At 71.9% G+C, this 25,962-nt stretch carries 21 protein-coding genes; 13 read left to right on the top strand and 8 right to left on the bottom strand.

Features of this window, described 5'->3' with window-relative positions; genetic code table 11:
- Positions 1 to 23: 23 nt before the first annotated feature.
- From recA to rny, 3 genes are all read left to right on the top strand, one after another.
- A complete protein-coding gene (recA, locus tag AB0F98_RS02590) occupies positions 24 to 1,070 on the top strand; it encodes a recombinase RecA (protein WP_357727520.1) in 1,047 nt (348 codons plus the stop codon).
- Between the two features lie 8 nt (positions 1,071 to 1,078).
- Positions 1,079 to 1,780, top strand: a complete 702-nt coding sequence (locus tag AB0F98_RS02585; RefSeq protein ID WP_357727517.1) for a regulatory protein RecX — start codon at positions 1,079 to 1,081, stop codon at positions 1,778 to 1,780.
- An 882-nt stretch (positions 1,781 to 2,662) separates the two neighbouring features.
- Positions 2,663 to 4,426 (top strand): ribonuclease Y, encoded by a 1,764-nt coding sequence (gene rny, locus AB0F98_RS02580; RefSeq protein ID WP_357727514.1) that lies wholly within the window; start codon positions 2,663 to 2,665, stop codon positions 4,424 to 4,426.
- On the opposite strand, the gene AB0F98_RS02575 is transcribed toward rny, so the two are convergent.
- The 5 genes from AB0F98_RS02575 to AB0F98_RS02555 all read right to left on the bottom strand — a co-directional run bounded on the left by AB0F98_RS02575 (position 4,407) and on the right by AB0F98_RS02555 (position 8,296).
- Positions 4,407 to 4,760, bottom strand: a complete 354-nt coding sequence (locus tag AB0F98_RS02575) for a hypothetical protein (RefSeq protein ID WP_357727511.1) — start codon at positions 4,758 to 4,760, stop codon at positions 4,407 to 4,409. The two genes, rny and AB0F98_RS02575, sit on opposite strands and share 20 nt — an antisense overlap.
- Before the next feature lie 118 nt (positions 4,761 to 4,878).
- Complete coding sequence (locus tag AB0F98_RS02570) at positions 4,879 to 5,853, bottom strand: amino acid ABC transporter permease (RefSeq protein WP_357727507.1); 975 nt, start codon at positions 5,851 to 5,853, stop codon at positions 4,879 to 4,881.
- A complete protein-coding gene (locus AB0F98_RS02565) occupies positions 5,850 to 6,557 on the bottom strand; it encodes an amino acid ABC transporter permease (protein ID WP_132349989.1) in 708 nt (235 codons plus the stop codon). The genes AB0F98_RS02570 and AB0F98_RS02565 overlap by 4 nt, the downstream gene beginning before the upstream one ends.
- 41 nt (positions 6,558 to 6,598) lie before the next feature.
- Positions 6,599 to 7,483: a glutamate ABC transporter substrate-binding protein gene (locus AB0F98_RS02560; protein ID WP_357727503.1), complete on the bottom strand. Its 885-nt coding sequence runs from the start codon at positions 7,481 to 7,483 to the stop codon at positions 6,599 to 6,601.
- 57 nt (positions 7,484 to 7,540) lie between these two features.
- A complete protein-coding gene (locus AB0F98_RS02555) occupies positions 7,541 to 8,296 on the bottom strand; it encodes an amino acid ABC transporter ATP-binding protein (RefSeq protein WP_350786775.1) in 756 nt (251 codons plus the stop codon).
- Between the two features lie 196 nt (positions 8,297 to 8,492).
- Between AB0F98_RS02555 and selD the strand changes: the two genes are divergently transcribed.
- Complete coding sequence (selD, locus tag AB0F98_RS02550; RefSeq protein ID WP_357727499.1) at positions 8,493 to 9,482, top strand: selenide, water dikinase SelD; 990 nt, start codon at positions 8,493 to 8,495, stop codon at positions 9,480 to 9,482.
- Between the two features lie 244 nt (positions 9,483 to 9,726).
- The gene (locus AB0F98_RS02545; protein ID WP_357727496.1) at positions 9,727 to 10,206 is read left to right on the top strand and encodes a hypothetical protein; all 480 of its coding nucleotides are present in this window, start codon (positions 9,727 to 9,729) and stop codon (positions 10,204 to 10,206) included.
- Positions 10,207 to 10,350: 144 nt separating this feature from the next.
- Here the strand turns inward: AB0F98_RS02545 and AB0F98_RS02540 are convergent, their stop codons facing one another.
- A complete protein-coding gene (locus AB0F98_RS02540; RefSeq protein WP_357727493.1) occupies positions 10,351 to 10,593 on the bottom strand; it encodes a DUF2277 domain-containing protein in 243 nt (80 codons plus the stop codon).
- A gap of 353 nt (positions 10,594 to 10,946) precedes the next feature.
- Between AB0F98_RS02540 and AB0F98_RS02535 the strand changes: the two genes are divergently transcribed.
- The 5 genes from AB0F98_RS02535 to fxsT are packed head-to-tail and all read left to right on the top strand — an operon-like array spanning position 10,947 to position 20,076.
- Positions 10,947 to 13,409: an FxsB family cyclophane-forming radical SAM/SPASM peptide maturase gene (locus tag AB0F98_RS02535; RefSeq protein ID WP_357727490.1), complete on the top strand. Its 2,463-nt coding sequence runs from the start codon at positions 10,947 to 10,949 to the stop codon at positions 13,407 to 13,409.
- Positions 13,393 to 14,229, top strand: a complete 837-nt coding sequence (locus AB0F98_RS02530) for an AAC(3) family N-acetyltransferase (RefSeq protein ID WP_357727487.1) — start codon at positions 13,393 to 13,395, stop codon at positions 14,227 to 14,229. The genes AB0F98_RS02535 and AB0F98_RS02530 overlap by 17 nt, the downstream gene beginning before the upstream one ends.
- 53 nt (positions 14,230 to 14,282) lie before the next feature.
- Positions 14,283 to 14,939 carry a TIR-like protein FxsC gene (locus AB0F98_RS02525; RefSeq protein ID WP_357727484.1) on the top strand — a complete coding sequence of 219 codons (657 nt, stop codon included), beginning with the start codon at positions 14,283 to 14,285 and terminating at the stop codon, positions 14,937 to 14,939.
- Complete coding sequence (locus AB0F98_RS02520) at positions 14,936 to 16,219, top strand: TIR-like protein FxsC (protein WP_357727481.1); 1,284 nt, start codon at positions 14,936 to 14,938, stop codon at positions 16,217 to 16,219. Before AB0F98_RS02525 ends, AB0F98_RS02520 begins: the two co-directional genes overlap by 4 nt.
- Positions 16,216 to 20,076, top strand: a complete 3,861-nt coding sequence (gene fxsT / locus AB0F98_RS02515) for an FxSxx-COOH system tetratricopeptide repeat protein (RefSeq protein ID WP_357727478.1) — start codon at positions 16,216 to 16,218, stop codon at positions 20,074 to 20,076. Before AB0F98_RS02520 ends, fxsT begins: the two co-directional genes overlap by 4 nt.
- Before the next feature lie 57 nt (positions 20,077 to 20,133).
- On the opposite strand, the gene AB0F98_RS02510 is transcribed toward fxsT, so the two are convergent.
- The gene (locus AB0F98_RS02510) at positions 20,134 to 21,042 is read right to left on the bottom strand and encodes an alpha/beta hydrolase (protein ID WP_357727475.1); all 909 of its coding nucleotides are present in this window, start codon (positions 21,040 to 21,042) and stop codon (positions 20,134 to 20,136) included.
- Between the two features lie 212 nt (positions 21,043 to 21,254).
- On the opposite strand from AB0F98_RS02510, the gene miaB reads away from it, so the two are divergent.
- Positions 21,255 to 22,733: a tRNA (N6-isopentenyl adenosine(37)-C2)-methylthiotransferase MiaB gene (gene miaB / locus AB0F98_RS02505; protein ID WP_357727472.1), complete on the top strand. Its 1,479-nt coding sequence runs from the start codon at positions 21,255 to 21,257 to the stop codon at positions 22,731 to 22,733.
- Positions 22,734 to 22,880: 147 nt separating this feature from the next.
- Here miaB and AB0F98_RS02500 read toward each other — a convergent pair whose 3' ends face one another.
- On the bottom strand, positions 22,881 to 24,089 hold the full coding sequence (locus AB0F98_RS02500) for a DUF349 domain-containing protein (protein WP_357727469.1): 1,209 nt from the start codon (positions 24,087 to 24,089) through the stop codon (positions 22,881 to 22,883).
- A 152-nt stretch (positions 24,090 to 24,241) separates the two neighbouring features.
- Here AB0F98_RS02500 and AB0F98_RS02495 point away from each other — a divergent pair, with 152 nt between their 5' ends.
- Complete coding sequence (locus AB0F98_RS02495; RefSeq protein WP_357727466.1) at positions 24,242 to 25,012, top strand: hypothetical protein; 771 nt, start codon at positions 24,242 to 24,244, stop codon at positions 25,010 to 25,012.
- A gap of 41 nt (positions 25,013 to 25,053) precedes the next feature.
- The gene (miaA, locus tag AB0F98_RS02490; RefSeq protein ID WP_357729017.1) at positions 25,054 to 25,956 is read left to right on the top strand and encodes a tRNA (adenosine(37)-N6)-dimethylallyltransferase MiaA; all 903 of its coding nucleotides are present in this window, start codon (positions 25,054 to 25,056) and stop codon (positions 25,954 to 25,956) included.
- Positions 25,957 to 25,962: the final 6 nt, after the last annotated feature.

The raw sequence follows: 25,962 nt of genomic DNA, 5'->3' as shown, positions 1-25,962 counted from the left end.
CGGCGAAGGCAGGGGTGGCAACGATGGTGGCAGCGCCTGACCGGGAGAAGGCACTCGACCTTGCTCTCGCTCAGATCGACAAGCAGTTCGGCAAGGGCTCGGTGATGCGTCTGGGGGAGCGGCCGGTCATCCAGACCGCTGTGATCCCGACCGGCTCCATCGCGCTCGACGTGGCGCTCGGCGTGGGCGGCCTGCCGCGTGGCCGGGTCATCGAGATCTACGGCCCGGAGTCCAGCGGTAAGACCACTGTCGCCCTGCACGCGGTGGCCAACGCCCAGCGGGCCGGCGGCATCGCCGGCTTCATCGACGCGGAGCACGCGCTCGACCCGGAGTACGCGAAGGCCCTCGGTGTCGACACCGATGCGCTGCTCGTGTCCCAGCCCGACACCGGTGAGCAGGCGCTCGAGATCGCCGACATGCTGGTCCGCTCGGGCGCGCTCGACATCATCGTGATCGACTCGGTGGCCGCGCTGGTGCCGCGTGCCGAGATCGAGGGCGAGATGGGCGACAGCCACGTCGGCCTCCAGGCCCGGCTCATGAGCCAGGCGCTGCGAAAGATCACCGGTGTGCTCAACAACACCGGCACCACGGCGATCTTCATCAACCAGCTTCGCGAGAAGATCGGTGTGATGTTCGGCAGCCCGGAGACCACCACCGGTGGTCGGGCGCTGAAGTTCTACGCCTCGGTCCGGCTCGACGTCCGCCGCATCGAGAGCCTCAAGGACGGCACCGACGTGGTCGGTAACCGGACCCGGGTCAAGGTCGTGAAGAACAAGGTCGCCGCGCCGTTCAAGCAGGCCGAGTTCGACATCATGTACGGCAAGGGCATCTCCCGTGAGGGCTCGCTGATCGACGTGGGCGTGGAGCAGGGGATCATTCGCAAGTCCGGCGCCTGGTACACGTACGACGGTGACCAGCTCGGCCAGGGCAAGGAGAAGGCTCGCGAGTTCCTCCGCGAGAACCCGGACGTGGCCGCCGAGATCGAGAAGAAGATCCTGGAGAAGCTCGGCGTCGGGGTTGCCGGGAGCGACGCGGCGGGCGGCCCCGAGCTGCCGCCGGTCGACTTCTGATCTGACCTGTGGCAGGACGACGAGCCCGCGCGGGGCGAGGCTGGGATGCCAGCCCACCCCGCTCGGGCGATGCCACCACGCCTCGCCCTCGCCGTGGGCGCCGGGCGAGGGCCGAGGAGCCTGACCTGGCGGAGGCCACCACCCCCGTCCCGCCCCGGGACGAGGCCGAGATGGCCCGGGAGATCTGCCTGCGGCAGCTCGCCGTGCGACCACGTACCCGCGCCGAGCTGGCCGGTGCCCTGGCGAAACGGGGCATCTCCGAGGAGGTGGCCGCTCAGGTCCTCGACCGCTACGACGAGGTCGGCATCATCGACGACGCCGCGTTCGCCCGGGCCTGGGTGAGCAGCCGGCACACCGGGCGTGGCCTGGCCCGGCGGGCGCTCGCCAACGAGTTGCGGCAGCGCGGCGTCGACGGCGACGTCGCGAGCGAGGCGCTCGGTGAGCTCAGCGAGGAGACCGAGGAGGAGACCGCGCGGGCGCTGGTCGAGCGGAAGCTACGTACCGCCCGGGGCGAGCCGGACGCGGTCTTCCGTCGGCTGGTGGGGATGCTGGCCCGCAAGGGCTACCCGCCGGGGGTGGCGATCCGAGCGGTGAAGGACGCCCTCGCCGCCCAGAGCGCCGAGGCCGCCGAGTTCGCCGAGCAGATCGACGCGGACGCCCTGGCCGAGGCGGAGAGCGAGATCGAGCGCGACGGCCGGTCGGCTGACTGACCGGCCGTCCACGGCCACGTCTCCGGTTCCTCGGCCCGGCCGGTCTCCGGTTCCCTGGCGCGGTCCGTTTCCGGTCCTTGGCGAAGGCAGCTCCGTCCTCGGTCTGGCCGGTCTCCGGTCCCTCGGCGTGACCGTCTCCGGTTCCGCGGCGTGACCGTCTCCGGTTCCTCGGTCCGACCGGTTTCCGTCCCTCGGCGTGGTCCGTTTCCGGCCCTCGGTCCGGCCGGTTCCGCTCCCTCGGCGCGGTCCCGTTTTCGGTCCTTGGCGGGTCGGTCCGCGGTCCTCGGCCTGGCCCGTGCCTGTCGGGGGCATCTGGCCGGCCGGGTCGGACGTGCCACGATCAACTCGAGGTCAATGAAGTCGGGGTATCAGCCGAGCTGGAATGCCCCGACTTCATGGAAGTCGGGTGGAACAACGATCGCCGATCCCGGTCGTCGCGGCGTTTGTCCGCCTGTGTCCGCACAGGCAGCAGCGCTGGGTGACGACGCAACTTCTCTCCGTTCGGGGGGTTTGATCATGAGTTCTTGACCAGAGCACCCTTGGAGACCTAGCCTCGCCATACAGGCTCACATTGCCCGACCAGCGCAGGCTAAGCGCACAACATAGATCGCGTAACAGAACAGCAACGCTTTGGTCGGCTCGCCGGCCTGATACGCCAGCTCCGGACAGGCCGGTCCGGGGCTGACGCGACAACTGCACTCTCCACCGACGGTGCCTGCGGGCACCGCCGGTGGAGGAACCTACCCACGGCCAGTCGCTCCGGTCGGGCGTCCAGAGCCGCAGGAGCGTGCCTCCGGCACGGTTGCTGCGGCGCCGACGTTCAGGGGAGGCGGCCATGGCGGGACGGCACAGGTTGACCGGTGGTCCGCGCGGAGTCCCCGCATGAGCGCCTTCGACACGGTGCTCCTCGTCCTGGTCCTGATCCTGATCCTCGTGGTCATCGGCGCGCTGGCGATCGGTCTGCGGACACTGCGCGGGATGCGCAGCACCCCCACGGCGGACCCGGCCTTCATCGCCGAGAAGGATCGGCAGGAGCAGTCCCTCGCCGCGTTACGCAGCGCGGCTGACGAGGCGAACAGCACCATCGACGTGGCGAAGTCCGCAGCCGCGGCGGCGCGGGCCGAGGCCGCCGCGGCGAAGGCGGAGGCGAAGGCGGCCCGGGCGGAGGCCCGCCGGGTGCTCGACGATGCCCGCGCCGAGGCCGACACGGTCCTGGAGCGCGCACACAAGCAGGCCGAAGCCGACGCGGAGCAGTTGCGTACGGCCGCTCGGCGCGGCGGTGAGCGCGAGGTGGCGGTACTCGCCGCGACCACCCGCGAGCAGGCCGCCGAGGTGGACCGGCGGGCAGCCCGGATGGACGAGCGGGAGCGCCTGCACACCGAGGAGGTCGAGCGGCTCGCCGAGCGCGAACGGCAACTGAGCGCCGCGAGCGCCGCGCTGGCCGCTCGGTCGGCCGCACTCGACCAGCGGGAGGCCGAGCTGGCCGAGGCGGAGATTCGGCGTCGGTGCGAACTGGAGCGGGTCGCCGGGCTGACCGCCGAGGCCGCCCGGGCGGAGCTGATCGAGGCGATCGAGGGGCAGGCCAAGCGGGAAGCGGCGCTGCTGGTCCGCGACATCGAGGCCGAGGCACGCGGTACCGCCGAGCAGCGGGCCCGCCACATCGTGGTCGATGCGATCCAGCGGGTGGCCAGCGAGCAGACCGCGGAGAGCGTGGTCAGCGTGCTGCATCTGCCCGGAGACGAGATGAAGGGCCGGATCATCGGCCGGGAGGGGCGCAACATCCGTGCCTTCGAGTCGGTGACCGGGGTCAACCTGATCATCGACGACACCCCCGAGGCGGTGCTGCTCTCCTGCTTCGACCCGGTCCGCCGCGAGGTCGGGCGGCTCACCCTGGAGAAGCTGGTGCTGGACGGGCGGATCCACCCGCACCGGATCGAGGAGGTCTACGACCTGGCCCGGCAGGAGGTCGAGCAGCTCTGCCGGCGGGCCGCCGAGGACGCGCTCGTCGAGGTCGGCATCACCGAGATCCACCCCGAGCTGATCACCCTGTTGGGCCGGTTGCGCTACCGGACGTCGTACGGGCAGAACGTGCTCAAGCACCTCGTCGAGACCGCCCACATCGCCGGCGTGATGGCCGCCGAGCTGCGTCTGGACGTGCCCCTGATCAAGCGGTCCGCGTTCCTGCACGACATCGGCAAGGCACTCACCCACGAGGTGGAGGGCAGCCACGCCATCATCGGCGCCGATCTGGCCCGCAAGTACGGCGAGAGCGAAGAGGTGGTGCACGCGATCGAGGCGCACCACAACGAGGTGCCGCCGCAGACCGTCGAGGCCGTCCTCACCCAGGCCTCCGACGCCTGTTCCGGCGGTCGGCCGGGCGCCCGGCGGGAGAGCCTGGAGGCGTACGTCAAGCGCCTGGAGCGGATCGAGGAGATCGCCGGTGGCAAGGGCGGCGTGGAGAAGGTCTTCGCCATGCAGGCCGGCCGGGAGATCCGGGTGATGGTCAAGCCGGAGCACGTGGACGACATCGGTGCCGCGGTGCTGGCTCGGGACGTGGCCAAGCAGATCGAGGAGGAGTTGACGTACCCCGGTCAGATCCGGGTGACGGTGGTCCGCGAGTCGCGGGTCACCGAGATCGCCCGTTGACCGGTTTCGCGCTGGAGCGCCCGCCGCCTAGGCGGCGGGCGGACCGCAGGGCGAGTGCCGTGCAGCTCACCGCGATGGCCAGACAGAGGAACAGGAGCGGGTTGACGTACGCGGGAACCAGCTCCGTGGTGGTGCCGTCCGCGTAGCGGCAGAGGTGCCGCAGTGGCAGCCAGTCGGCGCTGGTCGCGGTGGAGTCCAACGGCTTGGCGGGGCAGTACACGCTGGTGGCACGCAGGTCGAGGAAGTGCCCCGCCCACAGTCCGTGCAGATAGACGGCGACGGCCGCGGACGGCGCCACGACCGTCCCGACGACGACCCGGACAACGTTGTTCATCGATCGTGAGTCTGCCTTGTCGACGCCGTTCCGCGACACGACACGGGGGTCGGGAGCAGATGGCCGAAGGGCCGCCCCGAATCGTCGGGGCGGCCCTTCGTGGTCGTTGCGGCAGGGCTCAGACGCCGCCGCCCATGCCGCCGCCCTCGGCCTGCGACATGAGCGCCGCCGGGGGAGGGTTCTGGGCCGGGGTGCCCGCCGTCTTCCGGCCCCGCGAGAGCCGGCGCTGGACGTACTGGGCCAGCTTCGACAGCGTGTAGTTGACGACGATGAACATCACCGCGATCACCACGTACACCTGGATGGGGTTGTCCAGCGCGCCGATGATCTGCTTGCCGATGCTCAGGGTCTCCTCATAGCTGATGATGAAGCCGAGCGAGGTGTCCTTGAGTACCACGACCAGCTGGCTGATCAGCGCCGGCAGCATGATCCGGAACGCCTGCGGCAGCAGGATCATCCGGGTGGTCTGCCACGGGGCGAGCCCGATCGCCGCGGCGGCCTCGGACTGCCCGCCCGGCAGACCCTCCATGCCGGAGCGGAGGATCTCCGCGATGACCACCGAGTTGTAGATGGTCAGGCCGATGACCAGGTACCAGAGCGTGTCGAACGTGACGCCGAACTCGGGAAAGCCGCGGGCGACGAAGAAGATCGTGATCACCACGGGCAGGCCGCGGAACACCTCGACGCAGATCCGGGTGACCGCGGAGAGCAACCAGGTCAGCCCGCGCAGCAGGTACGACACGGGGGTGGCCAGCCCGGTGAAGCGGCGCTGGGCGAGGCTCTTGAGCTGAATCCGCAGCATCGCCAGCAGGGTGCCGACCACCAGCGACGAGAGGATGGCCAGCGCGGCGGCCATCAGAGTGTTCTTGAAGCCGGTGCCGATCCGTTCCCACACCAGCGAGAAGTTCTCGTCGGAGGGGTCGACCAGCGGTCCCCAGAGGTCCAGCGAGAACTGTCCCTTGTCGTCCAGCGGCTGGTAGATCAGGAAGTACGCGCCGACCAGCAGCAGCACGGTGGCGACCAGGCTGCTGATCAGGGTGACCCGGCGCTGCCGTGGACCGGGGACGTCGTAGAGGACGCTCTGCTGGCTCATCGGGCCACCGCCTGTCGCTTCTCGATCCGGTCGAGGAGAGCGCCGAGGGGAACGGTCATGATCAGGTAGCCGATCGAGATGCCGATGGCGACCGGCACGAACGCGTAGCCCTCGGCCGAGGTGAGCTGGTCGGCGGTCTGGGACAGGTCACCGACCACGCCGAAGAAGCCGACCAGGGCGGAGTTCTTGATCATCGCGATGATCACGGAACCGAGTGGCACGATCGAGGCCTTCCAGGACTGCGGCAGCACCACGTAGCGCAGGTTCTGGCCGAAGGTGAGTCCCAGTGACCGGGCGGCCTCGGCCTGTCCGGGCGGTACGGCGTTGACGCCCGAGCGCAGCGCCTCGCAGACGAACGCCGCGGTGTAGAGCACCAGGGCGATCAGCGCGAAGCGGAAGTAGGGCAGGTCGGTGCCGAGCCGGTTGAAGATCGCGTCGAGCCCGGGGATCCGCAGGAAGTCCGCGTTGGAACCCAGCGCCGGCAGGCCGAAGGCGGCGAAGAACATGACCACGGTGAGCGGCATGTTCCGGAAGATGTTGACGTACGCGGTGCCGACGGCCCGCAAGGGCGGTACGGGCGAGATGCGTAGCACCGCCACGATGGCGCCCAGGATCAGGGCGCCGATCGCGGCGAGTACGCAGATCTGGAGGGTGAGCCAGAAGCCCCCCGCGAAGACGTCGAACTTGTCGATGAGCACACTCACGGGTCGGACTTCCTCCCCACCCTCCGGATCAACGGGTCAGATCAGTAACGGTTCACGGCCGGCGGGTTGCCCAGCTCGGCACCGAACTTGCCGGCGGTGTCGTCCCAGGCCTTCTTCCAGCTGCCGTCGCTGTACGCCTTCTCCAACGTGTCGTTGATGAAGTTGCGGAAGTCGGTGTCGTCCTTCTTCACGCCGATGCCGTACGGCTCCTTGGTGAAGTTGGCACCGGCCAGCTTGAACGACGCCTCGTCCTTGGCGATGTAGCCGAGCAGGATCACGTTGTCGGTGGTCACCGCGTCCACCTGGCCGCCCTTGAGGGCGTCCCGGCACTTGTCGTACGTGTCGAAGAGCACCAGCTGGGTGGCGACGTCCTTGACGTGCTTCTTGATCTCCTCGGCCGGCGTGGAGCCGGTGACCGAGCAGACCTTCTTGGTGCCGTCCGCGAAGGAGTCCGGCCCGGTGATGGCGGTGTCGTTCTTCTTCACCATGATGTTCTGGCCGGCCTCGTAGTACGGCCCGGCGAACGCGATGCGCTCCTTGCGCTTGTCGTTGATGGTGTAGGTCGCCGCGACCAGGTCGACGGTGCCGTTGACGAGCACGTCCTCGCGGACCTTCGAGGGGGCCTCGACCCACTCGATCTTGTCCTCGGGGATGCCGAGCTCCTTGACGATGATCTTCGCGACCTCGACGTCGAAGCCCTCCGGCTTGCCCGACAGGCCCTTCTGTCCGAAGCCGGGCTGGTCGAACTTGGTGCCGATCTTGATGGCCTGGGCCTTGTTGAGCCGCTCCATCGTGCTGCCGGCCGCGAACGACTTGCTCTCGCCGCCGCTGCCGGTGCCCTCGTCGGACCCGTTGTCGCCACAGGCAGCCAGCCCGAGGGCGAGGGTCGCGGCCGCCGCGACCGCCGCCACGCGCTTCATACGCATACTCTTCTCCTTCTTCGACGAAGCCCGCCGGGGGATGGCGCGCTCCTGGGTGGACGCCTAGTGCGTGAGGATCTTGGAGAGGAAGTCCTTGGCCCGCTCGCTGCGCGGGTTGGCGAAGAACTCGGCCGGCGGAGCATCCTCCACCAGTTGGCCGTCGGCCATGAAGATGACCCTGTTGGCCGCGTGCCGCGCGAAGCCCATCTCGTGGGTGACCACGACCATCGTCATGCCGTCACTCGCCAGCGAGGTCATCACGTCCAGCACCTCGCCGACCATCTCCGGGTCCAGTGCGCTGGTGGGCTCGTCGAAGAGCATCGCCTTGGGCTGCATGGCCAGCGCGCGGGCGATCGCGGCCCGCTGCTGCTGGCCGCCGGAGAGCTGGGCCGGGAACTTGTCGGCCTGGTTGGCGATGCCGACCCGGTCGAGCAGCGTCATGGCGCGTTCCCGTGCCGCGGCCGGCTTCTCCTTGCGGACCTTGACCGGGCCGAGGGTCACGTTCTCGAGGATGGTCTTGTGCGCGAAGAGGTTGAACGACTGGAAGACCATGCCGACCTCACTGCGCAGCCTGGCGAGGGCCTTGCCCTCCGCCGGCAGCGGCTGCCCGTCGAAGGTGATGGTGCCGGAGTTGATCGGTTCCAGCCGGTTGATGGTCCGGCACAACGTCGACTTGCCGGAGCCGGACGGGCCGATCACCACGACCACCTCGCCGCGGCCGACCGAGAGCGAGACGTCGTCGAGCACGTGCAACGGCCCGAACCACTTGTTGACCGAGTCCAGCACGATGAGCGGTTCGCCCGTCGTCACGTCGTCCACCGTCCCTGTCGTCTCCCACTCGGGGCCGGTTGACCCCTGGTTGGGCAACTGTAGGCGGCCAGTTGTGGCAGGACGCAACCCAGTTGGTCACGGAGCGGTAACACCCACCGGGGCGGGTGTCGAGTGTCCGGTTTCGACCGGGCGACTTGTCCGGTGACGGTAGCGGGTGACCTTTCCGTGCGGCGAACATGTGGGGATGACAGAACCGGTACGGCTGACCCGGTACGCCCGGGGCGGCGGTTGCGCATGCAAGATCCCACCCGGTGAGCTCGAGTTGATGGTGGCGGGCCTCGGCCCGGCGACCGGGACCACCGATCTGCTGGTCGGGCTGGACCACGGCGACGACGCCGCGGTGGTCCGCCTCGACGAGCGGACGGGCCTGGTCGCCACCGCCGATTTCTTCACCCCGGTCGTCGACGACGCCTACGACTGGGGGCGCATCGCGGCGGCGAACGCGCTATCCGATGTGTACGCGATGGGGGGCACCCCGCTGGTCGCGTTGAACCTGCTCTGCTGGCCCCGGGACGTACTGCCGATGGAGCTGGCCCGCGAGGTGCTGCGCGGCGGACAGGACGTGGCCCGCGAGGCCGGTTGTCATCTCGCCGGCGGGCACAGCGTCGACGACGACGGCCCGAAGTACGGGCTGGCGGTCACCGGGGTGGTCCGGCCGGAAGAGCTGATCACACTGGAGGCGGGCCGACCGGGGCAACCGCTGTCGCTGACCAAGCCGCTCGGCGTCGGGGTGCTGAACACCCGGCACAAGGCCACCGGCGAGGTGTTCGGCGAGGCGGTGGCCTCGATGAGCACGCTGAACCGGGACGCGGCCCGGGCCGCGGTCGCCGCCGGGATCCGCTGCGGTACCGACGTGACCGGCTTCGGTCTGCTCGGGCACGCGTCGAAACTGGCCCGGGCCAGCGGCCTCACGGTGGCGATCGACGCCGCTCGGGTGCCCTACCTGGCGGGTGCCCGCGAGGCGGTACGGGACGGGTACGTCAGCGGCGGTAGCCGTCGCAACCTGGACTGGGTGACCCCGTGGACGGACTTCGGCGCGGCGGGGGAGCAGGAGCGGCTGCTGCTGGCCGACGCGCAGACCTCGGGCGGCCTGTTGGTGGCCGGGGAGCTGCCCGGCGCTCCGGTGGTCGGTGAGCTCCTGCCACGTGGTGAGCACATGGTCGTCGTCCGTTGAGTCCTGTCGCCGGTTCGGACGGCCTCGGTCCGGTGCCGCCCGGCCCGGTGCGGCGGAGCGGAATGCGGCACCGTACCCGATAAACTGTCATCTTCCCGCCACCTTGAGCTATGGGCCGGGAGGATTTTTTGCCCGGTTTGGTCACAGACCGGTAACTTGCCCCCGGCTGAGGGCAAATGCACCGCACCATCGTCAGTAAGGCCCGATCCGGAGGCCGGTGGGACGAACGCAGCGAGGAGGCGGCATGACCGAGCTGTGGAACTGGAGAATCGACCAGGTACGACCCGTGGAGGTCTACCCGGCGCTGGCGGAGGCGCTCGGTCGGGTGGTGATGCCCCTGGCGATCGCCGACCCGGCCCGACTGCCGACGTACGCGGTGATCAGCGACGTCTGGCAGGCGCCGGGCGAGTTCGCCACGATCGTGGACTGCTACGGGGTGCCCGAGCGGCTCTCCGAGCACGCCAGCATCGCGGCGCTGGCCCGGCTGTTGGATCGCAACTGCGTACTGCGTGACGACACCCTCGACGCCGGTCGGCACCTGCTCGTCGCGCCCGACGGCACGATCCGCCCGGTGCACTTCGACGTCCGGGAGACCGATGACGGCGAGGTGCTCGGCAATCAGCGCCTCTGCACCGACGCCGACCCCGCCTGCCGTGGCTGGTCGCAGTGTCACCGTTCACGGTGGGCCCCCGACACGGTCGCCCCGGCACTCGCGGCGGCCTGACGGCCGGGCGGGTTCGGCGGTTCCCGGCAGGGGTGGGTCCAGGGTGGGGCCGGCGGCCGACACGACGCCGGCCCGCCCGGACCGCTCTGGCCCGGACCGGTCTAGACCAAGCCGCTCTGGACCGGAGGCTCAGGAACGGGCCGCTCAGGACCGGACCGTGGGGGCGGCCCCGCTTGATCGTCCGCCGCGCACCACGAGCTGGTCGAGCAGGGTGGCGGTGGCGGCGGCGACGGCCGCGACCGCAGCGTGGAAGGCCTCCGCGTTGTGCGGAGCCGGGGTCCGGAAGCCCGAGATCTTCCGGACGTACTGCAACGCGGCGGCGTCGATGTCCGCAGGCGTCACCTCCGGGACGTACGGCTCCCGCAGGGTCTTGATGCTCCGGCACATGCTCTGCTCCTCTTTCTGCGACCGGGGTCGCCACAGGTGGTACCCGGTGTGGCACCGACGGTGACAAGCGGTCGAGACTTGTCTATTCTGGTCACGGATCAGAGCCCTTCGAGCCATGCTGCCGCTCGCGCCGTCGCGCCCCGGGCCCCCGGAGACTCATTGTGGACCAGACAGCCCCTCGTCACAGCCCACCGTCCATCGACGTCCTGACGCGTAGCCTGCGGACACCGCTCGGTCGGGTGGCCACCGAGCACCCCGAGGCGCTCGCGCTCGTCCGGCGGCGCGTCCTGCCGGGCGACAGCACCCCACCGGGCACCGTGCCCGTCGCCGCATTCAACTCGTCCATCTGAGGTATGGCGTGTCGGTGCGGTGCCGCCGGCCCGGCTGCGCCCTGCCGGCCGATCAGCCAGTACGTCCTCAAGGTGCACAGCCGGTGTGACCTGAGCTGCGACCACTGCTACGTCTACCAGGAGGCGGACCAGACCTGGCGGGCCAGGCCGGTGCGGATGGCCCCATCGACCGTCCGGGCCGCCGCCATCCGGATCACCGAGCACGCCCGGGCACACGATCTCCCCGTCGTGCACGTGGTGCTGCACGGCGGCGAGCCACTGCTGCTCGGTCCGGCGGGGCTGCGCGAGGTACTTGCCGAGCTGCGCGCCGCACTGACCCCTGACGTCGTGCTCGACCTGCGGATGCAGACCAACGGTGTGCTGCTCGACGAGGAACTGTGCCGCCTGCTGGCGGCGTACGAAGTGAAGGTCGGGGTGTCGCTCGACGGTGACCGTGCGGCCAACGACCGGCATCGGATCTTCGCGCACGGCGGCAGCAGCCATGCGCACGCCCGGCGAGCGCTGGCGCTGCTCCGCCGTCCGGAGTTCCGCAGCAGCTACGCGGGCATCCTGTGCACCATCGACGTGCGCAACGACCCGGACCAGGTCTACTCGGCCCTGCTGGCCGAGGAGCCACCCCGGATCGATCTGCTGCTGCCCCACGCCACCTGGGACCGGCCGCCCTGGCGCCCGCCGGGCGTCGCCACCCCGTACGCGGACTGGCTGGGCCGGATCCACCGGCGCTGGGTGGACGACGGGCGGCCCGTGCCGATCCGGCTCTTCGAGGCCCTGGCCTCCGGGGCCGGCGGCGGCACCGAGGCCGTCGGGCTCGCCCCGGCCGACCTGCTCGTCGTCGAGACCGACGGCAGCTGGGAGCAGGTCGACTCGTTGAAGGTCGCGTTCCACGGCGCGGCCGGCACCGACCTGGACGTCTTCGCCCATCCGGTCGACGAGGCCGCCCGCCATCCCGGTGTGGCGATCCGTCAGGAAGGGCTCGCCGGGCTCTGCGCCACCTGCCGTGCCTGCCCGGTGGTGAGCCGCTGTGGCGGAGGGTTGTACCCGCATCGCTGGCGGACCGGCACCGGCTTCGACAACCCCTCGGTCTACTGCGCGGACCTCCAGGCGCTCATCGCCACCGTGGACAGTCGCCCAGCGCCTGATCAGGCCGTCGGCCGAAACCCGGGCGACGGCTCGGCAACGGCCGGCGCCCGACGCCCGCGGGATGGCCCGGCTTCGGCCGGCGCCGGTGGCCGGCCGTCGAGTCGACCCGGTGTCCCCGTGCCGCGGTCCGCGGAGAGAGCCGAGGAGAGGGCCGTCGACCCGGCCACCGACCGGTTGCTGGCCGAGATCGCCGGGGGCCACGGCGGTCCGTCGGCGCTGGACTTCCTCGCGCAGACCCAGCTCTTCATCACCAGGGCGCTGCTGGAGACCTGGCGGGACGTCGCCGGCGTCAGTGGCGCGTGGGAATTGCTCGCCGAGCTCGACGCCACCGCCGACGACGCGGTCGGCGCCGTGCTGGCGCACCCGTTCGTCCGCCCCTGGCTGGTTCGCCGGTTGGCCCGGCCCGGCGCACCCGACGTCGACCTGCTGCCGGCGCTCGCCGTCACGGCCGCCGTACGGGCCGGCGTCGAGGCGGTGGTGGAGGTGCCGGTGCGAGGTGATGCGCTGGTGCTGCCCAGGCTGGGTCGGTTGACGGTCGGCGGTGAGCGGGCCGGCGAGGTGCGCACCGTCCCGGGCGGGCTGCACGTCCGCGCCGGGGCGGTGTCCCGGATGGTTCCGCTGGACGGTGCCGGCGTGACGCCGACCGGGTGGCAGCCGGTCCGTCGCGCGCCCGTCGCCGGAGCGACGATCACCATCGAGGACGTCGATCCAGAACGGGACTGCTACGGCCAGCCGGTGGCGCCGACACTGGACGACGACGCGGCGAACGCGATGGGGGGTACGCTCGCCCGGGCCTGGCTGGCCGTCCACCGTGACGTGCCGGCGCACGGCGTCGCACTCGACGCCGGTCTGCGGGCCGTGGTGCCGTTGGCGCCGGACCCGCGGGCACCCTGGCGCAGCGCCACCGCCCGGCAAGCCTTCGGCGCGATCGCCGTGGCCGAGATGTCCGATGCGGACGCGATGGCCGTGCTCCTCGTGCACGAGTGGCAGCACGGCAAACTCGGCGCGTTGCTCGATCTCTTCGACCTGGTCGACCCGGCGTCGTCGGTGCGGATCCCGGTGGCCTGGCGGCCCGATCCGCGCCCCGTCGAGGGGGTGCTCCAGGGTGCGTACGCCCACCTGGCGGTGACCGAGGTCTGGCATGCCCGCGCCACGGCCGACCGGCCGGACGCGCAGGTCGCCCGCGGACACCTGGTGCGCTACCGGGACTGGACCGGCGAGGCGGTCGAGGCCCTGCTCGGGTCCGGGACGCTCACCGATCTCGGTGAGCGGTTCGTCGGACGGATGGGGCACGCCCTGGAGGAGTTCCGTGCCGACCAGGGCTGACGGCAGCGCCGACGTGCTGCCCGGGCACATCGACGCGGCGCGCCTCGTCGCCGACCTGCGGGCGCTCGGCCTGACCGCCGGTCGGGACGTCCTGGTGCACTGCTCGCTGCGACGGCTCGGTCGGCCGGAGGGCGGTCCCGCGGCTCTGGCGTCGGCGCTGCGGGAGGTCCTCGGCCCGACCGGCACGCTGCTCGTACCGACCGAGAACGCCGGCAACTCGACGAGCTCGCGGGCCTACCGGGCTGCGACCCGGGGGATGGACGCGGGGCGGCTCGCCGACTACCACGCGGCGATGCCCGGCTGGGATCGGGCCGGCACGCCGTCGGAGGGCACCGGCGCGTTCGCCGAACACGTCCGGCTCACTCCCGGCGCGCTCCGCAGTGACCACCCGCAGACCTCCTTCGCCGCGCTCGGCCCCCGGGCGCGGGAGCTGACCGAAGGCCACGACCTGGACTGCCACCTGGGAGAGCGGTCACCGTTGGGCCGGCTGTACGCGGCCGCCGGCTGGATCCTGCTGCTCGGTGTGGGCTACCAGGCGTGCACGGCGTTGCACCTGGCGGAGTACTGGTTGCCGGTACCTCCGCCGCGCCGTCCCTACAGCTGCTACCGCCTGCTCGCCGGCCGGCGGGTACGCCTGGATTTCGACGCGCTCGACCTGGATGACAGCGACTTCGCCGCGGCCGGACAGGCCCTCGACGAGGCGCCCTTCGTCCGTCACGGTCAGGTCGGGAGAGCCGAGGCGCGATTAATGCCGGTGCGTGACACAGTGGACTTCGCGGTCGGCTGGTTCAGCGCCCACCGACCACATCTGGGGCGTTGACGTGGGGACTAGGCTGATGGTTCGGCCGCGCGGGGAGGGGCGGAGGCACACGGGTGAGCACAGTGGACATGCCCGCCGGCATGCGGGCCCCGCTGTTCTTCCTGAGCCACTCCCGCTCGCCGGCCCGCCGGGCCGCCGCAGGCCCCTCCGAATACCTGCTCCGCTTCTACGAGGACCTCTCGGGGCACGTCAGCGAGCTCGTCGGTCCGGAGACCGGGGTCGATCCGGGTTTCATGGACACCGCAATGACCGGTGGGGAACGGTGGACGCCGGAGCTGCTGCGCGCCGCCGGGACCTGCCAGGTCTTCGTACCCCTGCTGTCCAGCGCGCTGCTCCGCAGCGACTGGTGCGGGATGGAGTGGCACGCCTTCTCACGCCGGCGTATCGAGCGGCGACGCGACGACGTCTCGGCGCACGAGACGGCGATCGTCCCCGTCACCTGGTCGCCGACGGAGGGTGCCCGCCTGCCGAAGGTGGTCGGCGAGATCCAGCGGTTCTCGCCCACCCCGATGCCGGCGGAGATCGTGGCCCAGTACCAGCGGGAGGGGGTCTACGGATTGCTGACCTTGCAGATGGAGAACGCGTACCGGGCGGTGGTGTGGCGGCTCGCCCAGCGCATCGTCGCGATCCATCGGGCGTACCGGGTCGAACCGCTGGTGCCGGCGGGCGTGAGCGAGCTGCGGAATCTGTTCGCCGAGGAGTCGGGGTGAGCCGGCCCGGCGCGGTGCCGCGGACGGCGAGGCCGGGGGCCCGCCGGACCTACTTCTTCCTCAGCTACGCCCACTCGGCTCCGCCGCAGGGCGCGCGGGCCGACGCCGACGTCTGGGTGGGGCAGTTCTTCGCCGACCTGTCGGCGGAGGTGGCTCGGGCTCGCCGGGCCGAGCTGGTGCCCGGGATGCGGATCGGCTTCTTCGACCAGCAGATCCCGCCCGACGCCGATTGGAAGGCCGCGCTGGCCGAGGCGTTGAGCGGAGTCGAGGTCTTCGTGCCGCTCTACTCGCCGGGCTACTTCCGACGCCCCTGGGCGCTCGGCGAGCAGGAGTCCTTCCGCGGTCGGCTGGCCGCAGCCAACAAGCCGGACACCGCCGGGCACGTCCTGCCGGTGCTCTGGATCCCGTTCCCGAGCTGGGAGAACCGTTCCGAACTCGACGAGGCGTTGGAGCTGGGCCGGGACGTTCCCGAGTACGCCGAGAACGGGTTGCGCGCGCTGTGCATGCTCGCCGCCTACCGGGAGCAGTACGACCGCCTGCTCGGACGGCTGGCCCACCGGATCGTGGAGGCCGCGGAACGGCACCCGCTCGGCCCGTCCCGGGCGCCCAGCCTGGACGAGGTGACCCGACCGGCGCCTGCCGACCCGGACCTCGTGGTGGCCGTGCTGGCGCCCACCCGGGACCGGCTGCCGGTAGGCCGGGCGAAGAGCGGGTACGCGAGCAGCGCCCGCCAGTGGCGGCCCTTCGGCGGCCGGCAGAAGCTGCCGGCGGCCGAGTACGTCGCCAGCACCGCTGAGCGGCTGGGGCTGGCGGCACGCACCGCGGACTTCGAGGGCTGCGGCGACCTGCTGGATCGCCGGCCCACCGTACTGCTGATCGATCCGTGGGTGGCCGCGGACCCGGACGCGGCGGAAACCCTCGCCGAAGCGATGCGCGACCTGCGCCCCTGGGTGGTGCCGATCGTCGTCACCGACGGCGACGACCCGCAGGACGCCGCGCGGCACGCCGAAATTATCGGCGACATGCTGCAGAATGCGGGCGTACCGCAGGTCAAGCGGGCCAGGAGCGTCCAGGAGTTCGTGGACCTCATGCCGGCCCTGGTGACCGAGGCCCGCCGTCAGTACCTGAAACACGGCCCGGTGACGGAGTTCCCCGAGGCCGAACCGCCACCCAGCCTGCGGCGCGGGCCGGAGCCCCGCCCACGCCCCGGCGCGTCGTTCGACCCGCCGCCCGCCCACGACGATCCGGCGTCGCCGCGTCCCCGGGGAGAGAACCGATGAGCAACGATCGTGAAGGTCAGGTCGTCACGTTCTACTCGTTCAAGGGTGGTACGGGCCGGACGATGGCGCTGGCGAACGTCGCCTGGATCCTGGCCGCCAACGGCCGGCGGGTGCTGGTCGCCGACTGGGACCTGGAATCCCCCGGCCTGCACCGCTTCTTCCATCCGTTCCTGGACGCCGAGGCGATCCAGAGCACCAGCGGGGTCATCGACATGATCCGCGACTACGAGTGGGAGACCACTCGCACCGTTGACCGACCGGACCGCTGGGTCGAGCAGTTCGCCCGGGTCCGGCGGCACGCCTTCTCGCTGCGCTGGAACTTCCCCGACGGCGGCAGCCTGGACTTCCTCTCCGCCGGCCGGCAGAACAGCGACTACGCGGTGTCGGTGAGCGGCCTGGACTGGGACAACTTCTACAACCGGCTGGGCGGTGCACAGTTCTTCGAGGCGCTGCGCGCCGACATGAAGCGTGAGTACGACTACACGCTCATCGACAGCCGGACGGGCCTCAGCGACGTCGCCGACATCTGCACCCTGCACCTGCCGGACACCCTCGTCGACTGCTTCACCCTCAGCGACCAGGGCATCGAGGGTGCGGCCCGGGTGGCCCACTCGGTGCGGGACCGGTTCCGTCGCCGCGACATCCGCATCCTGCCGGTGCCGATGCGGGTCGACCAGGCGGAGAAGGAGAAGGCGGAGGCCGGTCGCTCGCTGGCGATGCGCCGCTTCGCGGGCCTGCCCACCGGTATGACCGAGGCGGAGCGCCGGCGCTACTGGGCCGCGGTGGAGGTGCCGTACCGGCCGTTCTACGCGTACGAGGAGACCCTCGCCACCTTCGGCGACCCGCCCGGCTCGCCGACCTCGCTGCTGTCCGCGTTCGAGACGCTGACCGGGATCCTCACCGACAGCGAGGTGAGCGCGCTGCCGGTGATGGACGAGTCGGTCCGCGAGCGGGGCAAGGCCCGGTTCCGCCGACGTGCCGAGGCGGTCGACGACCAGATCGTGCTCCGGCACGCCCCCGAGGACGCGGTCTGGGCGGAGTGGCTGGAACGGGTGCTCAGTGCGGCCGGGATGCAGGTCGTCTCGCCCGCCGCGGCGGTCGGCTCGGCGGCCACGCCGGCCCCGCGGACACTGACCGTCATCTCGCCGGCCTACCTGGCGACGCCGACCGGCGGGCTGCCACCGCGGGAGTCGAGTACCGGTTCGACAGCGCTCGCGGTCTACGTGGCAGACCTGCGCCCGCTGGCGGAGTTCCCCGCACAGGTCTCCGCCCACCTGGTCAACGTGACCGCGGAGACGGCGGTCGAGCGGGTGCTACGACTGGTGGGCCGGCCGGTGCCGCCGGCCGCGCAGGGCGCCCCGGCCGCTGCCACCCGCTTCCCCGGCACCGAGCCGCTGATCTTCAACGCGCCGAACCGCAACGCCCGGTTCACCGGCCGCGAGGACGACCTCGCCGAGCTGCGCCGGCAGCTGCAGAGCGGGGGCAGCGCGGTGGTGCTCCCCGTCGCCCTGCAGGGCATGGGTGGTGTCGGTAAGACGCAGGTCGCGCTGGAGTACGTGCACCGGTTCCGGTCGGCGTACGACGTGGTCTGGTGGGTCGTGGCGGACCCGCCGCAGTTCGTCGACACGGCACTGTCCGACCTGGGCGCCCGCCTCGGCCTGCCGGCCGGTCCGGCGCTGCCCGAGACGGTGCAGACGGTGCTGCAGTCCCTCGGCCGCGGCGAGCCGTACGAGCGGTGGCTCGTCGTCTTCGACAACGCCGAGGAACTCGAACACGTCGAGCAGTTCCTCCCGCAGGGCCCCGGGCATGTGCTGTTGACCTCACGCAACCGGGCGTGGGGGGAGCGGGCGAACCCGATCCAGGTGGACGTCTTCGACCGGGCCGAGAGCGTCGCGCACCTCGCCCAGCGGGTGCCGGCGATCAGCCGCGAGGAGGCCGACCGGGTCGCCGAGGCGTTGGGTGACCTGCCGATCGCCGTCGCCGCGGCCGGTGCCTGGCTGGCCGACACCGGCACCCCGATCCCCGACTACCTGCGGCTGATCGAGCGGCACGGGCCCAGCGCCCTGTCGGTCGAGGCCACCTGGGACCTGTCCCTGAACCGACTGCGGGCGCAGGCGCCGGCCGCGTACCGGCTCCTGCAGCTCTGCTCGGTGCTGGCACCGGAGATCGCGCTGGACCTCATCTACAGCGACGAGATGGCGGCGGCACTGGTGCCGTACGACCCGTCGGTGTCGGAGCGGCTGGTGCGCGGCGCCCTGGTCCAGCAGATCAACCGGCTGGCGCTGCTGAAGCTGGACGTGCAGGGCGGCCGGATTCAGGTGCACCGGCTGTTGCAGGCCGTGGTCCGGGACCGGATGGACGCCGAGGAGATCGCCGAGGCGCGCCACCAGGTCCACCTGGTGCTGGCCGCGTCCCGGCCCCGCGAGAACGTCGACGACCCCACCACGTGGCCGCGCCTGCGGATGCTCTGGCCGCACCTGGAGGTGTCCGACGCGTTGACCTGCCGGGAGGAGTCGGTGCGCCAGTTGCTCATCGACCGGGCCCGGTACCTGTGGCAGCGTGGTGGTCTGGGGCAGGCCGAGGAGTTCAGCCGGCGCGTCGACGAGATCTGGTCGGCGCAGCTCACCGGGGCCGGCGGCGGGCTCGAGCCGGACCAGCACCTGCTGCACCTGCGGTTCAACCGGGCGAACATCCTGCGCACCATGGGCCGGTTCGCCGAGGCCTGGGAACTCGACAAGAAGGTCCTCGAGGACCAGCAGCGACTCCTCGGAGCGAGCCACCCGCACGCGTTGATGACGGCCGGTAGCCTCGGCGCCGACCTGCGCGCCCTCGGGCGGTACGCCGAGGCGCTGGAGCGGGACCGCGCCACCTACGCCTCCTGGGTCGACCTGCTCGGCGAGGAGCACCCCCGCACCTTGAGCGCGGCCAACAACCTGGCCGTGTCGTTCCGGTTGGTCGGTGACTACCGCTCGGCCCGCAGGTGGGACGAGGACGTGCACCAGAGGCGCCGGGCCGTCCTCGGCCCCACCGACCCGTACACGCTGCAGTCCGCCGTGCGGCTCGGCAGCGACCTGCGGGAGGCCGGCGAGTACGAGAAGGCGGTGTCGCTGCTGCGCGGGGTGTACGACAGCTTCGTCGAGGTGCTGGGCGCCGATGACCTGCTGACCCTCACCGCCCAGGTCAACGTGGCGGTGTCGCTGCGCAGCGTCGGCCGGGCCGCCGACGCGACGCCTCTCTTCGAGGAGGCCTACCGGCGGCTGGAGGAGCGGTTCGGTCCGAACAACCCGGACACGGTGGCCTGCCGGTCGAGCCGAGCCGCGAACCTGCTCGCGATCGGCGACGCGAACCGGGCGCTCAGCGAGATGGTCGCCGTCGGCCGGACGTATGACGACGTGCTGCGTCTCGGTCCGACGCACCCGCACACGCTGGCCACGCTGAGCAACCGGTCGGCGGCCGAACGGTCCCTCGGCCAGCTGCCCGCCGCCCGGGCCACCGCCGCCCACGCCGCCGACGAGCTGCGCAAGGTCCTCGGCCCGGAACATCCGCACACCCTGGCGGCCGAGGTCAACCACGCGGTCTGCCTGGCCGAGGACGGGGAGTGGGAGTCGGCGCGGCAACGGCTGCGGGACACCGCCGAACGGTTGGCGGCAACCGTCGGCGCCGATCACCCCGACACGCTGCGCTGCCTCGGCGACGTGGCCGTGGTCACCCGCCGGACCGGCGGCACCGGGCCGGAGGCCGACGCCGGCGCTGCGGCGGACCGGCTGGCCGACGTGATCGGCCACGAGCATCCCAGCGTGCAGACGCTCCGGGGTGGTCGGCTGGTGGCCCGGGTCATCGACCCGAACCCGTTCTGACGGTCGGCATTGCTCGTCGTCCCGGTCGCTCGCGGATGGTGCCGCGGCCGACCGGAGTCAGAGCTGCGGGGCCGCCGCGAGTTCTGGAGTGGTCAGCCAGGCGAGGGTCTGCGGCAGGATCTCCACCGCACCGAAGTGCGCGGCGCCGGGCTGCACCTGGACCTCGGCGGTGGGGATCCGCGCGGCCAGCCACCGGGAGTGCGCAACCGGAGAGAACCGGTCCTGCTCGCCGTGCCACAGGCGGACGGGTAGCCGGATCGCGCCGAGGTCGAAGCCCCATGACCGGTGGACGGCGAGCACGTCGTCGATCCAGCCCTCGGGGCCGTGCCGCAGCGCCTCGGCGTACATGTCGGTGAGCAGGCGGCGGATGGTGACGTCGTCGACGACCCGGATGTCCGGCTCGGTGAGCTGCGGGCGGAGGAACTCCAGCAGGGTCATGGGGTCCCGCTGGACGTCCTTGGCCCGCACGGTGAGCAGGTCGCGCAGCTCGGCGGCGTCCGCGTCGCCCAGGGTGTGCTCGTCGACGTTCTCGTCGGTCATGCCGGCGTACCAGTCGAGGTCGGGGGCGTCGGCCGGAGCGAGCCCGACCAGCACCGCCGCCCGGGTCACCCGGTCGGGCAGCAGCGCGGCGCAGGCCAGCGCGTGCGGACCGCCGCCGGAGCGGCCCACCAGGGCGAACCGGTCGATGCCGAAGGCGTCGGCGATCGCCGCGACGTCGGCCGCGGTGTCGGCCACCCGACGGCCCTCGTGCCGATCCGAGTCGCCGTACCCGGGCCGGTCGTAGCAGATCAGGTGCACGCCTAGGCGGTAGAGGACGACCGGACGGGGCCGCGGGCCGCTGCGGCTGCCGGGAGTGCCGTGCAGAAGGAAGACCGCCGGGCCGTCCGGCGCGCCGGAGGTCTCCACCGCGAGGCGTCGCCCGTCGCGGGTGACGACGGTGTGCTGTGCCGCGTTCTCTAGCGTCACGGTGGCCTCCCGCGGCTTTTTCATGTGCTTCCCCGAACGCACACCTGTCGGTCTTGAGTGCAAAGCCCCCGAAACCACCCAGAACATCGTCCTGCTGTGCAGCGTACTGCCCGCAGGGTGACCCCGCCATTGGCCGCCGGGTCAATGCCGGGCGATCGGGGCGGCCGAGCGGGCCGCTACCCTGGTAGCCCGAGGAAAGGGGCGCCGAGCAGGTGGCTAGGACCTACAACGTCGTGACGTACGGCTGCCAGATGAACGTGCACGACTCGGAACGCATCTCCGGCCTGTTGGAGCAGGCGGGTTACGTGCGCGCCGCCGGGGGCGACGAGACCCCCGACATCGTCGTCTTCAACACCTGTGCGGTCCGGGAGAACGCCGACAACCGGCTCTACGGCAACCTCGGCCGGCTGCGTCCGGTCAAGGACAAGCACCCGGAGATGCAGATCGCCGTCGGCGGCTGCCTGGCCCAGAAGGATCGCGGCGACATCGTCCGCAAGGCCCCCTGGGTGGACGTGGTCTTCGGCACGCACAACATCGGTTCACTGCCGGTGCTGCTCGAGCGGGCCCGGCACAACGCCGCCGCCGAGGTGGAGATCCTGGAGTCCCTCGACGTCTTCCCGTCGACGCTGCCCACCCGCCGCGAGTCGACCTACGCCGGCTGGGTGTCGATCTCGGTGGGCTGCAACAACACCTGCACCTTCTGCATCGTGCCGTCGCTGCGCGGCAAGGAGAAGGACCGTCGCCCCGGCGACATCCTGTCCGAGGTCCGCGCGCTGGTCGACGAGGGCGTGCTGGAGGTGACCCTGCTCGGTCAGAACGTCAACTCCTACGGGGTGGAGTTCGGTGACCGGCTCGCCTTCGGCAAGCTGCTGCGCGCCTGCGGCGAGATCGACGGACTGGAGCGGGTCCGTTTCACCAGCCCGCACCCGAAGGACTTCACCGACGACGTGATCGCCGCCATGGCCGAGACGCCGAACGTCTGCCACTCGCTGCACATGCCGTTGCAGTCGGGCTCCGACGCGGTGCTGCGCGCCATGCGCCGGTCGTACCGGGCGGAGCGCTACCTCGGGATCATCGAGAAGGTCCGCGCGGCGATGCCGGACGCGGCGATCACCACCGACATCATCGTCGGCTTCCCCGGCGAGACCGACGCCGACTTCGAGCGCACCCTCGACGTGGTGCGCGAGTCCCGGTTCTCCTCGGCCTTCACCTTCCAGTACTCCAAGCGCCCCGGCACCCCCGCCGCCACCATGGAGGGCCAGCTGCCCAAGCAGGTGGTGCAGGAGCGCTACGACCGCCTGATCGCCTGCGTCGAGGAGATCACCTGGGCGGAGAACAAGAAGTTGGTCGGTCAGGACGTCGAGGTGCTGGTCGCCGTCGGCGAGGGACGCAAGGACGAGCGCACCGGACGCATGTCCGGCCGCGCTCGCGACGGCCGCCTCGTGCACTTCGACGCGGGATCCCTCGCCGGGCAGATCCGCCCGGGTGACATCGTGCACACCGCCGTCACGTACGCCGCCCCGCACCACCTGAACGCCGACGGCGAGCCGCTGGCTCACCGGCGTACCCGGGCCGGGGACGCGTTCGAGGCGGGGCGCTCCCCGCGTACGCCGGGCGTGCTGCTCGGGCTGCCCACGGTCGGCGCGCCGGCGGCGATGCCCGCCGCCACCTCGGGCTGCGCCGCGCACTGACCACACTGGCGTCGGTCATCTTGTGACATGGCACGCCCGAGATCTCCGCACTCTCCGCGCGGAGCATCAGGCCGGGTAGGGCCACCGTCGGATACCCGGCGGCCCCGGTTCCCGCGCGGGAACCGGGGCCGCCGGAAAGCGATCAGCTCAGCTGGACTGTTCGGCGAGCTGGAGGAACTGTCGCTTGGACGCCAGTGCCTGCTCGGCCTCACGGATCCGGCGGGCGTCGCCGGCGGCCTGGGCCCGGGACAGCCGCTCCTCGGCCTCGGCGACCTGCGCCCGCATCTGGGCGAGCAACGGGCTGTCCTCCTTGGAGGTCCGCCGCCACGCCGAGTCCATGACCTCGCGGACCTTCTCGTCGACGGCCCGCAGCCGGCGCTCCAGCCCGGCGGCCGCCTCGCGGGGCACCCGGCCGGCCTCGTGCCACTGTGCCTGGATGTCCCGCAGCTTCGCCTGTGCGCCCTTCGGGTCAGCGTCGACGTCCAGCGCCTCCGCCTCGGCGAGCAGCGCCTGCTTGCGCTCCAGGTTGCCCCGCATCTCGGTGTCCCGAGCGGAGAAGACCTCGCTGCGCCGGGTGAAGAAGTCGTCCTGCGCCGCGCGGAACCGTTCCCACAGCCGCTGCTCGGCCTCCTTGGACGCGCGCGGCGCCGCCTTCCAGCGCGTCATCAGGTCCTTGAGCTGGTTGGCGGTGGCCGCCCACTCGCTGGAGTCCTTGAGCTTCTCAGCCTCGGCGACCAGCTCCTCCTTGACCGTCTGCGCCTGCTTGCGCTGCGCGTCGAGGGACGCGAAGTGGGCGCCCCGGCGGCGGGTGAAGCCGTCCCGGGCCGCCGCGAACCGCTTCCACAGCTCCCCGTCGGTCTTCTTGTCGACGCCGCGGATGGTCTTCCACTCGTCGAGGATCTCCTTGAGCCGGTCCCCGGCGGTCTTCCATCCGGTCGACTCGGCGGCGAGCTTCTCCGCCTCCTCGACCAGTGCGGTCTTGCGGGCCAGCGCCTCGCTACGCGCCGCGTCCCGCGCCGCGCGCGCCTCACCGGCCTTCTCCTCGGCCACGCCGGCGAGCCGGTCCAGCCGCGCGGCCAGCGCGTCGATGTCGCCGACCACGTGCGCCTCGGCGAGCGAGGCCCGGATCCGGCGGATCGTGCTCAGTGAATGGCCGGCGTCCGCCGCACCCGAGTTGAGCCGGGCTTCAGTCAGGTCCACCTCGGTCACCAGGTCGGCGAAGCGGCGGGCGAAGTGCGCCAGCCCCTCCTCCGGTGCTCCTGCCTGCCAGGATCCGACCACCCGCTCGCCTTCGGCGGTCTTGACGTACACGGTGCCGTCCGCGTCCACCCGTCCGAAGGCAGTCCAGTCGCTCATGTGCCCATCCTCGTTCTCCCGGCGTCGGGAGAGCAGTGTCCCGATCGCCGCCACAGCGCAGCCAAGTTTCTCCCCGGCATTGTCACAGGTACGACCCCGTCCCCGTCGAGCGCCTATCGCCGACCGTGACCATACGGTGTCCTAGCGCCCAGATGACCGGATCGGCACGCAGACTCACCGGCGCGTCCCGCTACCGTGAACGGGTGCCACTGGTCGCCGCCGCCGTCTGCCCCCATCCGCCCCTGCTCGTGCCCGAGGTGGCCGGTGCCGCCGCCGCTGAGCTCGACCCGCTCCGCGCCGCCTGCGACGCCGCGTTGGCCCGGCTGCTCGCCGCCGAGCCGGAGGCGATCCTGCTGGTCGGCAGCGGTCCGGAGACTCGCAGCTTCGGTAGCGGCGACTACGGATCCCTACGCGGGTACGGGCTCGACCGGGCGGTGCCGCTGTGGAGGACCGACCGCGCGGGGGCGGACGTGCTGCCACTCAGCCTGACCGTCGGCGCGTGGCTGGTCGGCCGGACCGGTACGCCGCTGCCCCGGTTCGCGGCGGCGATCGCGGACCAGGCCGCCCCCGCCGACTGCGAGGACATGGGTGTGCAACTGGTCGAGCGCGCCGAGGCGCGCACGGCGCTGCTCGTGATGGGGGACGGGTCGGCCTGCCGGGGGCAACAGGCACCCGGCTACGACGACCCGCGCGCGGGGGCGTACGACGAATCGGTCGCCGTCGCCCTGGCCGGCGCGGACGCCGGGGCGCTGCTCGGCCTGGACCCGGTGTTGTCGGCGGAGCTGAAGGCCGCCGGCCGGGCACCGTGGCAGGTGCTCGCCGGCGCGGTCCGTGCGGCGGGTGGCGACTGGCGGGGCGAGCTGCACTACGCCGGGGCCCCCTACGGCGTGGCCTACTTCGTGGCCGGCTGGGAGTCGGCGTGAGCGGGACGGTCGAGGCCGGTGGCAGCCGACCCCCGGTCGGGATGGTCGTGGCCGTGGTCGGGCCGACGGCGGCCGGCAAGTCGGCGCTGAGCATCGCGCTGGCACACGCGCTCGACGGCGAGGTGGTCAACGCCGACTCGATGCAGCTCTACCGGGGTATGGACATCGGTACGGCCAAGCTCACACCGGCGGAGCGGGACGGTGTGCCGCATCACCTGCTGGACATCTGGGACGTCACCGAGCCGGCCAGCGTCGCCGAGTACCAGCGGCTGGCCCGCGCGGCGGTCGACGACATCCTGGCCCGGGGACGGGTGCCGCTGTTGGTCGGGGGCTCCGGCCTCTATGTGCGGGCGGTGCTGGAGCAGTTCGAGTTCCCGGGCACCGACCCGGCGATCCGGGAGCGGCTGGAGCGGGAACTGGCCGAGTTCGGCCCGGCGCCCCTGTACGCGCGCCTGCGTGCCGCCGACCCGGCCGCGGCCCAGGGGATCCTCCCCGGCAACGGCCGCCGGATCGTCCGTGCCCTGGAGGTGATCGAGCTGACGGGGGCACCGTTCACGGCGTCGCTGCCCGAACCGACCCCGTACTACCCGTCCGTGCAGGTCGGCGTCGATCTGGACACCGTGCTGCTCGACGAGCGGATCGCCCTTCGGGTGGACCGGATGTGGGCCGACGGCCTGGTCGCCGAGACCCGCGAACTGGTCGGACGTGGCCTGCCCGACGGGCGTACCGCCAGTCGCGCGCTCGGCTACCAGCAGGTGCTGCGCTTCCTGGCCGGCGAGCTGACCGAGACCGAGGCGTACGAGGAGACGATCCGGGCGACCCGCCGGTTCGTACGCCGGCAGCGCTCCTGGTTCCGCCGCGACCCGCGGGTCCACTGGCTGGACTCCGCCGAGCCGGGCCTGGTCGCCGAGGCCCTGCGGTCGGTCGCCGCCGCTGCGGGATGATGGAGT

Origin of the sequence: Micromonospora sp. NPDC023737 (genome assembly GCF_040639715.1) — a bacterium.
In the GTDB taxonomy this organism is placed as follows: Bacteria; Actinomycetota; Actinomycetes; order Mycobacteriales; family Micromonosporaceae; genus Micromonospora.
Note: the sequence above shows the minus strand (reverse complement) of the source record. Positions and strands in the feature narration are given on the sequence as shown.

Coding starts and splice junctions, on each gene's coding strand:
- recA (WP_357727520.1), top strand. CDS start 24: ATGGTGGCAGCGCCTGACCGGGAGAAGGCACTCGACCTTGCTCTCGCT.
- rny (WP_357727514.1), top strand. CDS start 2,663: ATGAGCGCCTTCGACACGGTGCTCCTCGTCCTGGTCCTGATCCTGATC.
- AB0F98_RS02575 (WP_357727511.1), bottom strand. CDS start 4,760: ATGAACAACGTTGTCCGGGTCGTCGTCGGGACGGTCGTGGCGCCGTCC.
- AB0F98_RS02570 (WP_357727507.1), bottom strand. CDS start 5,853: ATGAGCCAGCAGAGCGTCCTCTACGACGTCCCCGGTCCACGGCAGCGC.
- AB0F98_RS02560 (WP_357727503.1), bottom strand. CDS start 7,483: ATGCGTATGAAGCGCGTGGCGGCGGTCGCGGCGGCCGCGACCCTCGCC.
- selD (WP_357727499.1), top strand. CDS start 8,493: ATGACAGAACCGGTACGGCTGACCCGGTACGCCCGGGGCGGCGGTTGC.
- AB0F98_RS02545 (WP_357727496.1), top strand. CDS start 9,727: ATGACCGAGCTGTGGAACTGGAGAATCGACCAGGTACGACCCGTGGAG.
- AB0F98_RS02540 (WP_357727493.1), bottom strand. CDS start 10,593: ATGTGCCGGAGCATCAAGACCCTGCGGGAGCCGTACGTCCCGGAGGTG.
- AB0F98_RS02535 (WP_357727490.1), top strand. CDS start 10,947: ATGGCGTGTCGGTGCGGTGCCGCCGGCCCGGCTGCGCCCTGCCGGCCG.
- fxsT (WP_357727478.1), top strand. CDS start 16,216: ATGAGCAACGATCGTGAAGGTCAGGTCGTCACGTTCTACTCGTTCAAG.
- AB0F98_RS02500 (WP_357727469.1), bottom strand. CDS start 24,089: ATGAGCGACTGGACTGCCTTCGGACGGGTGGACGCGGACGGCACCGTG.
- AB0F98_RS02495 (WP_357727466.1), top strand. CDS start 24,242: ATGACCGGATCGGCACGCAGACTCACCGGCGCGTCCCGCTACCGTGAA.
- miaA (WP_357729017.1), top strand. CDS start 25,054: ATGGTCGTGGCCGTGGTCGGGCCGACGGCGGCCGGCAAGTCGGCGCTG.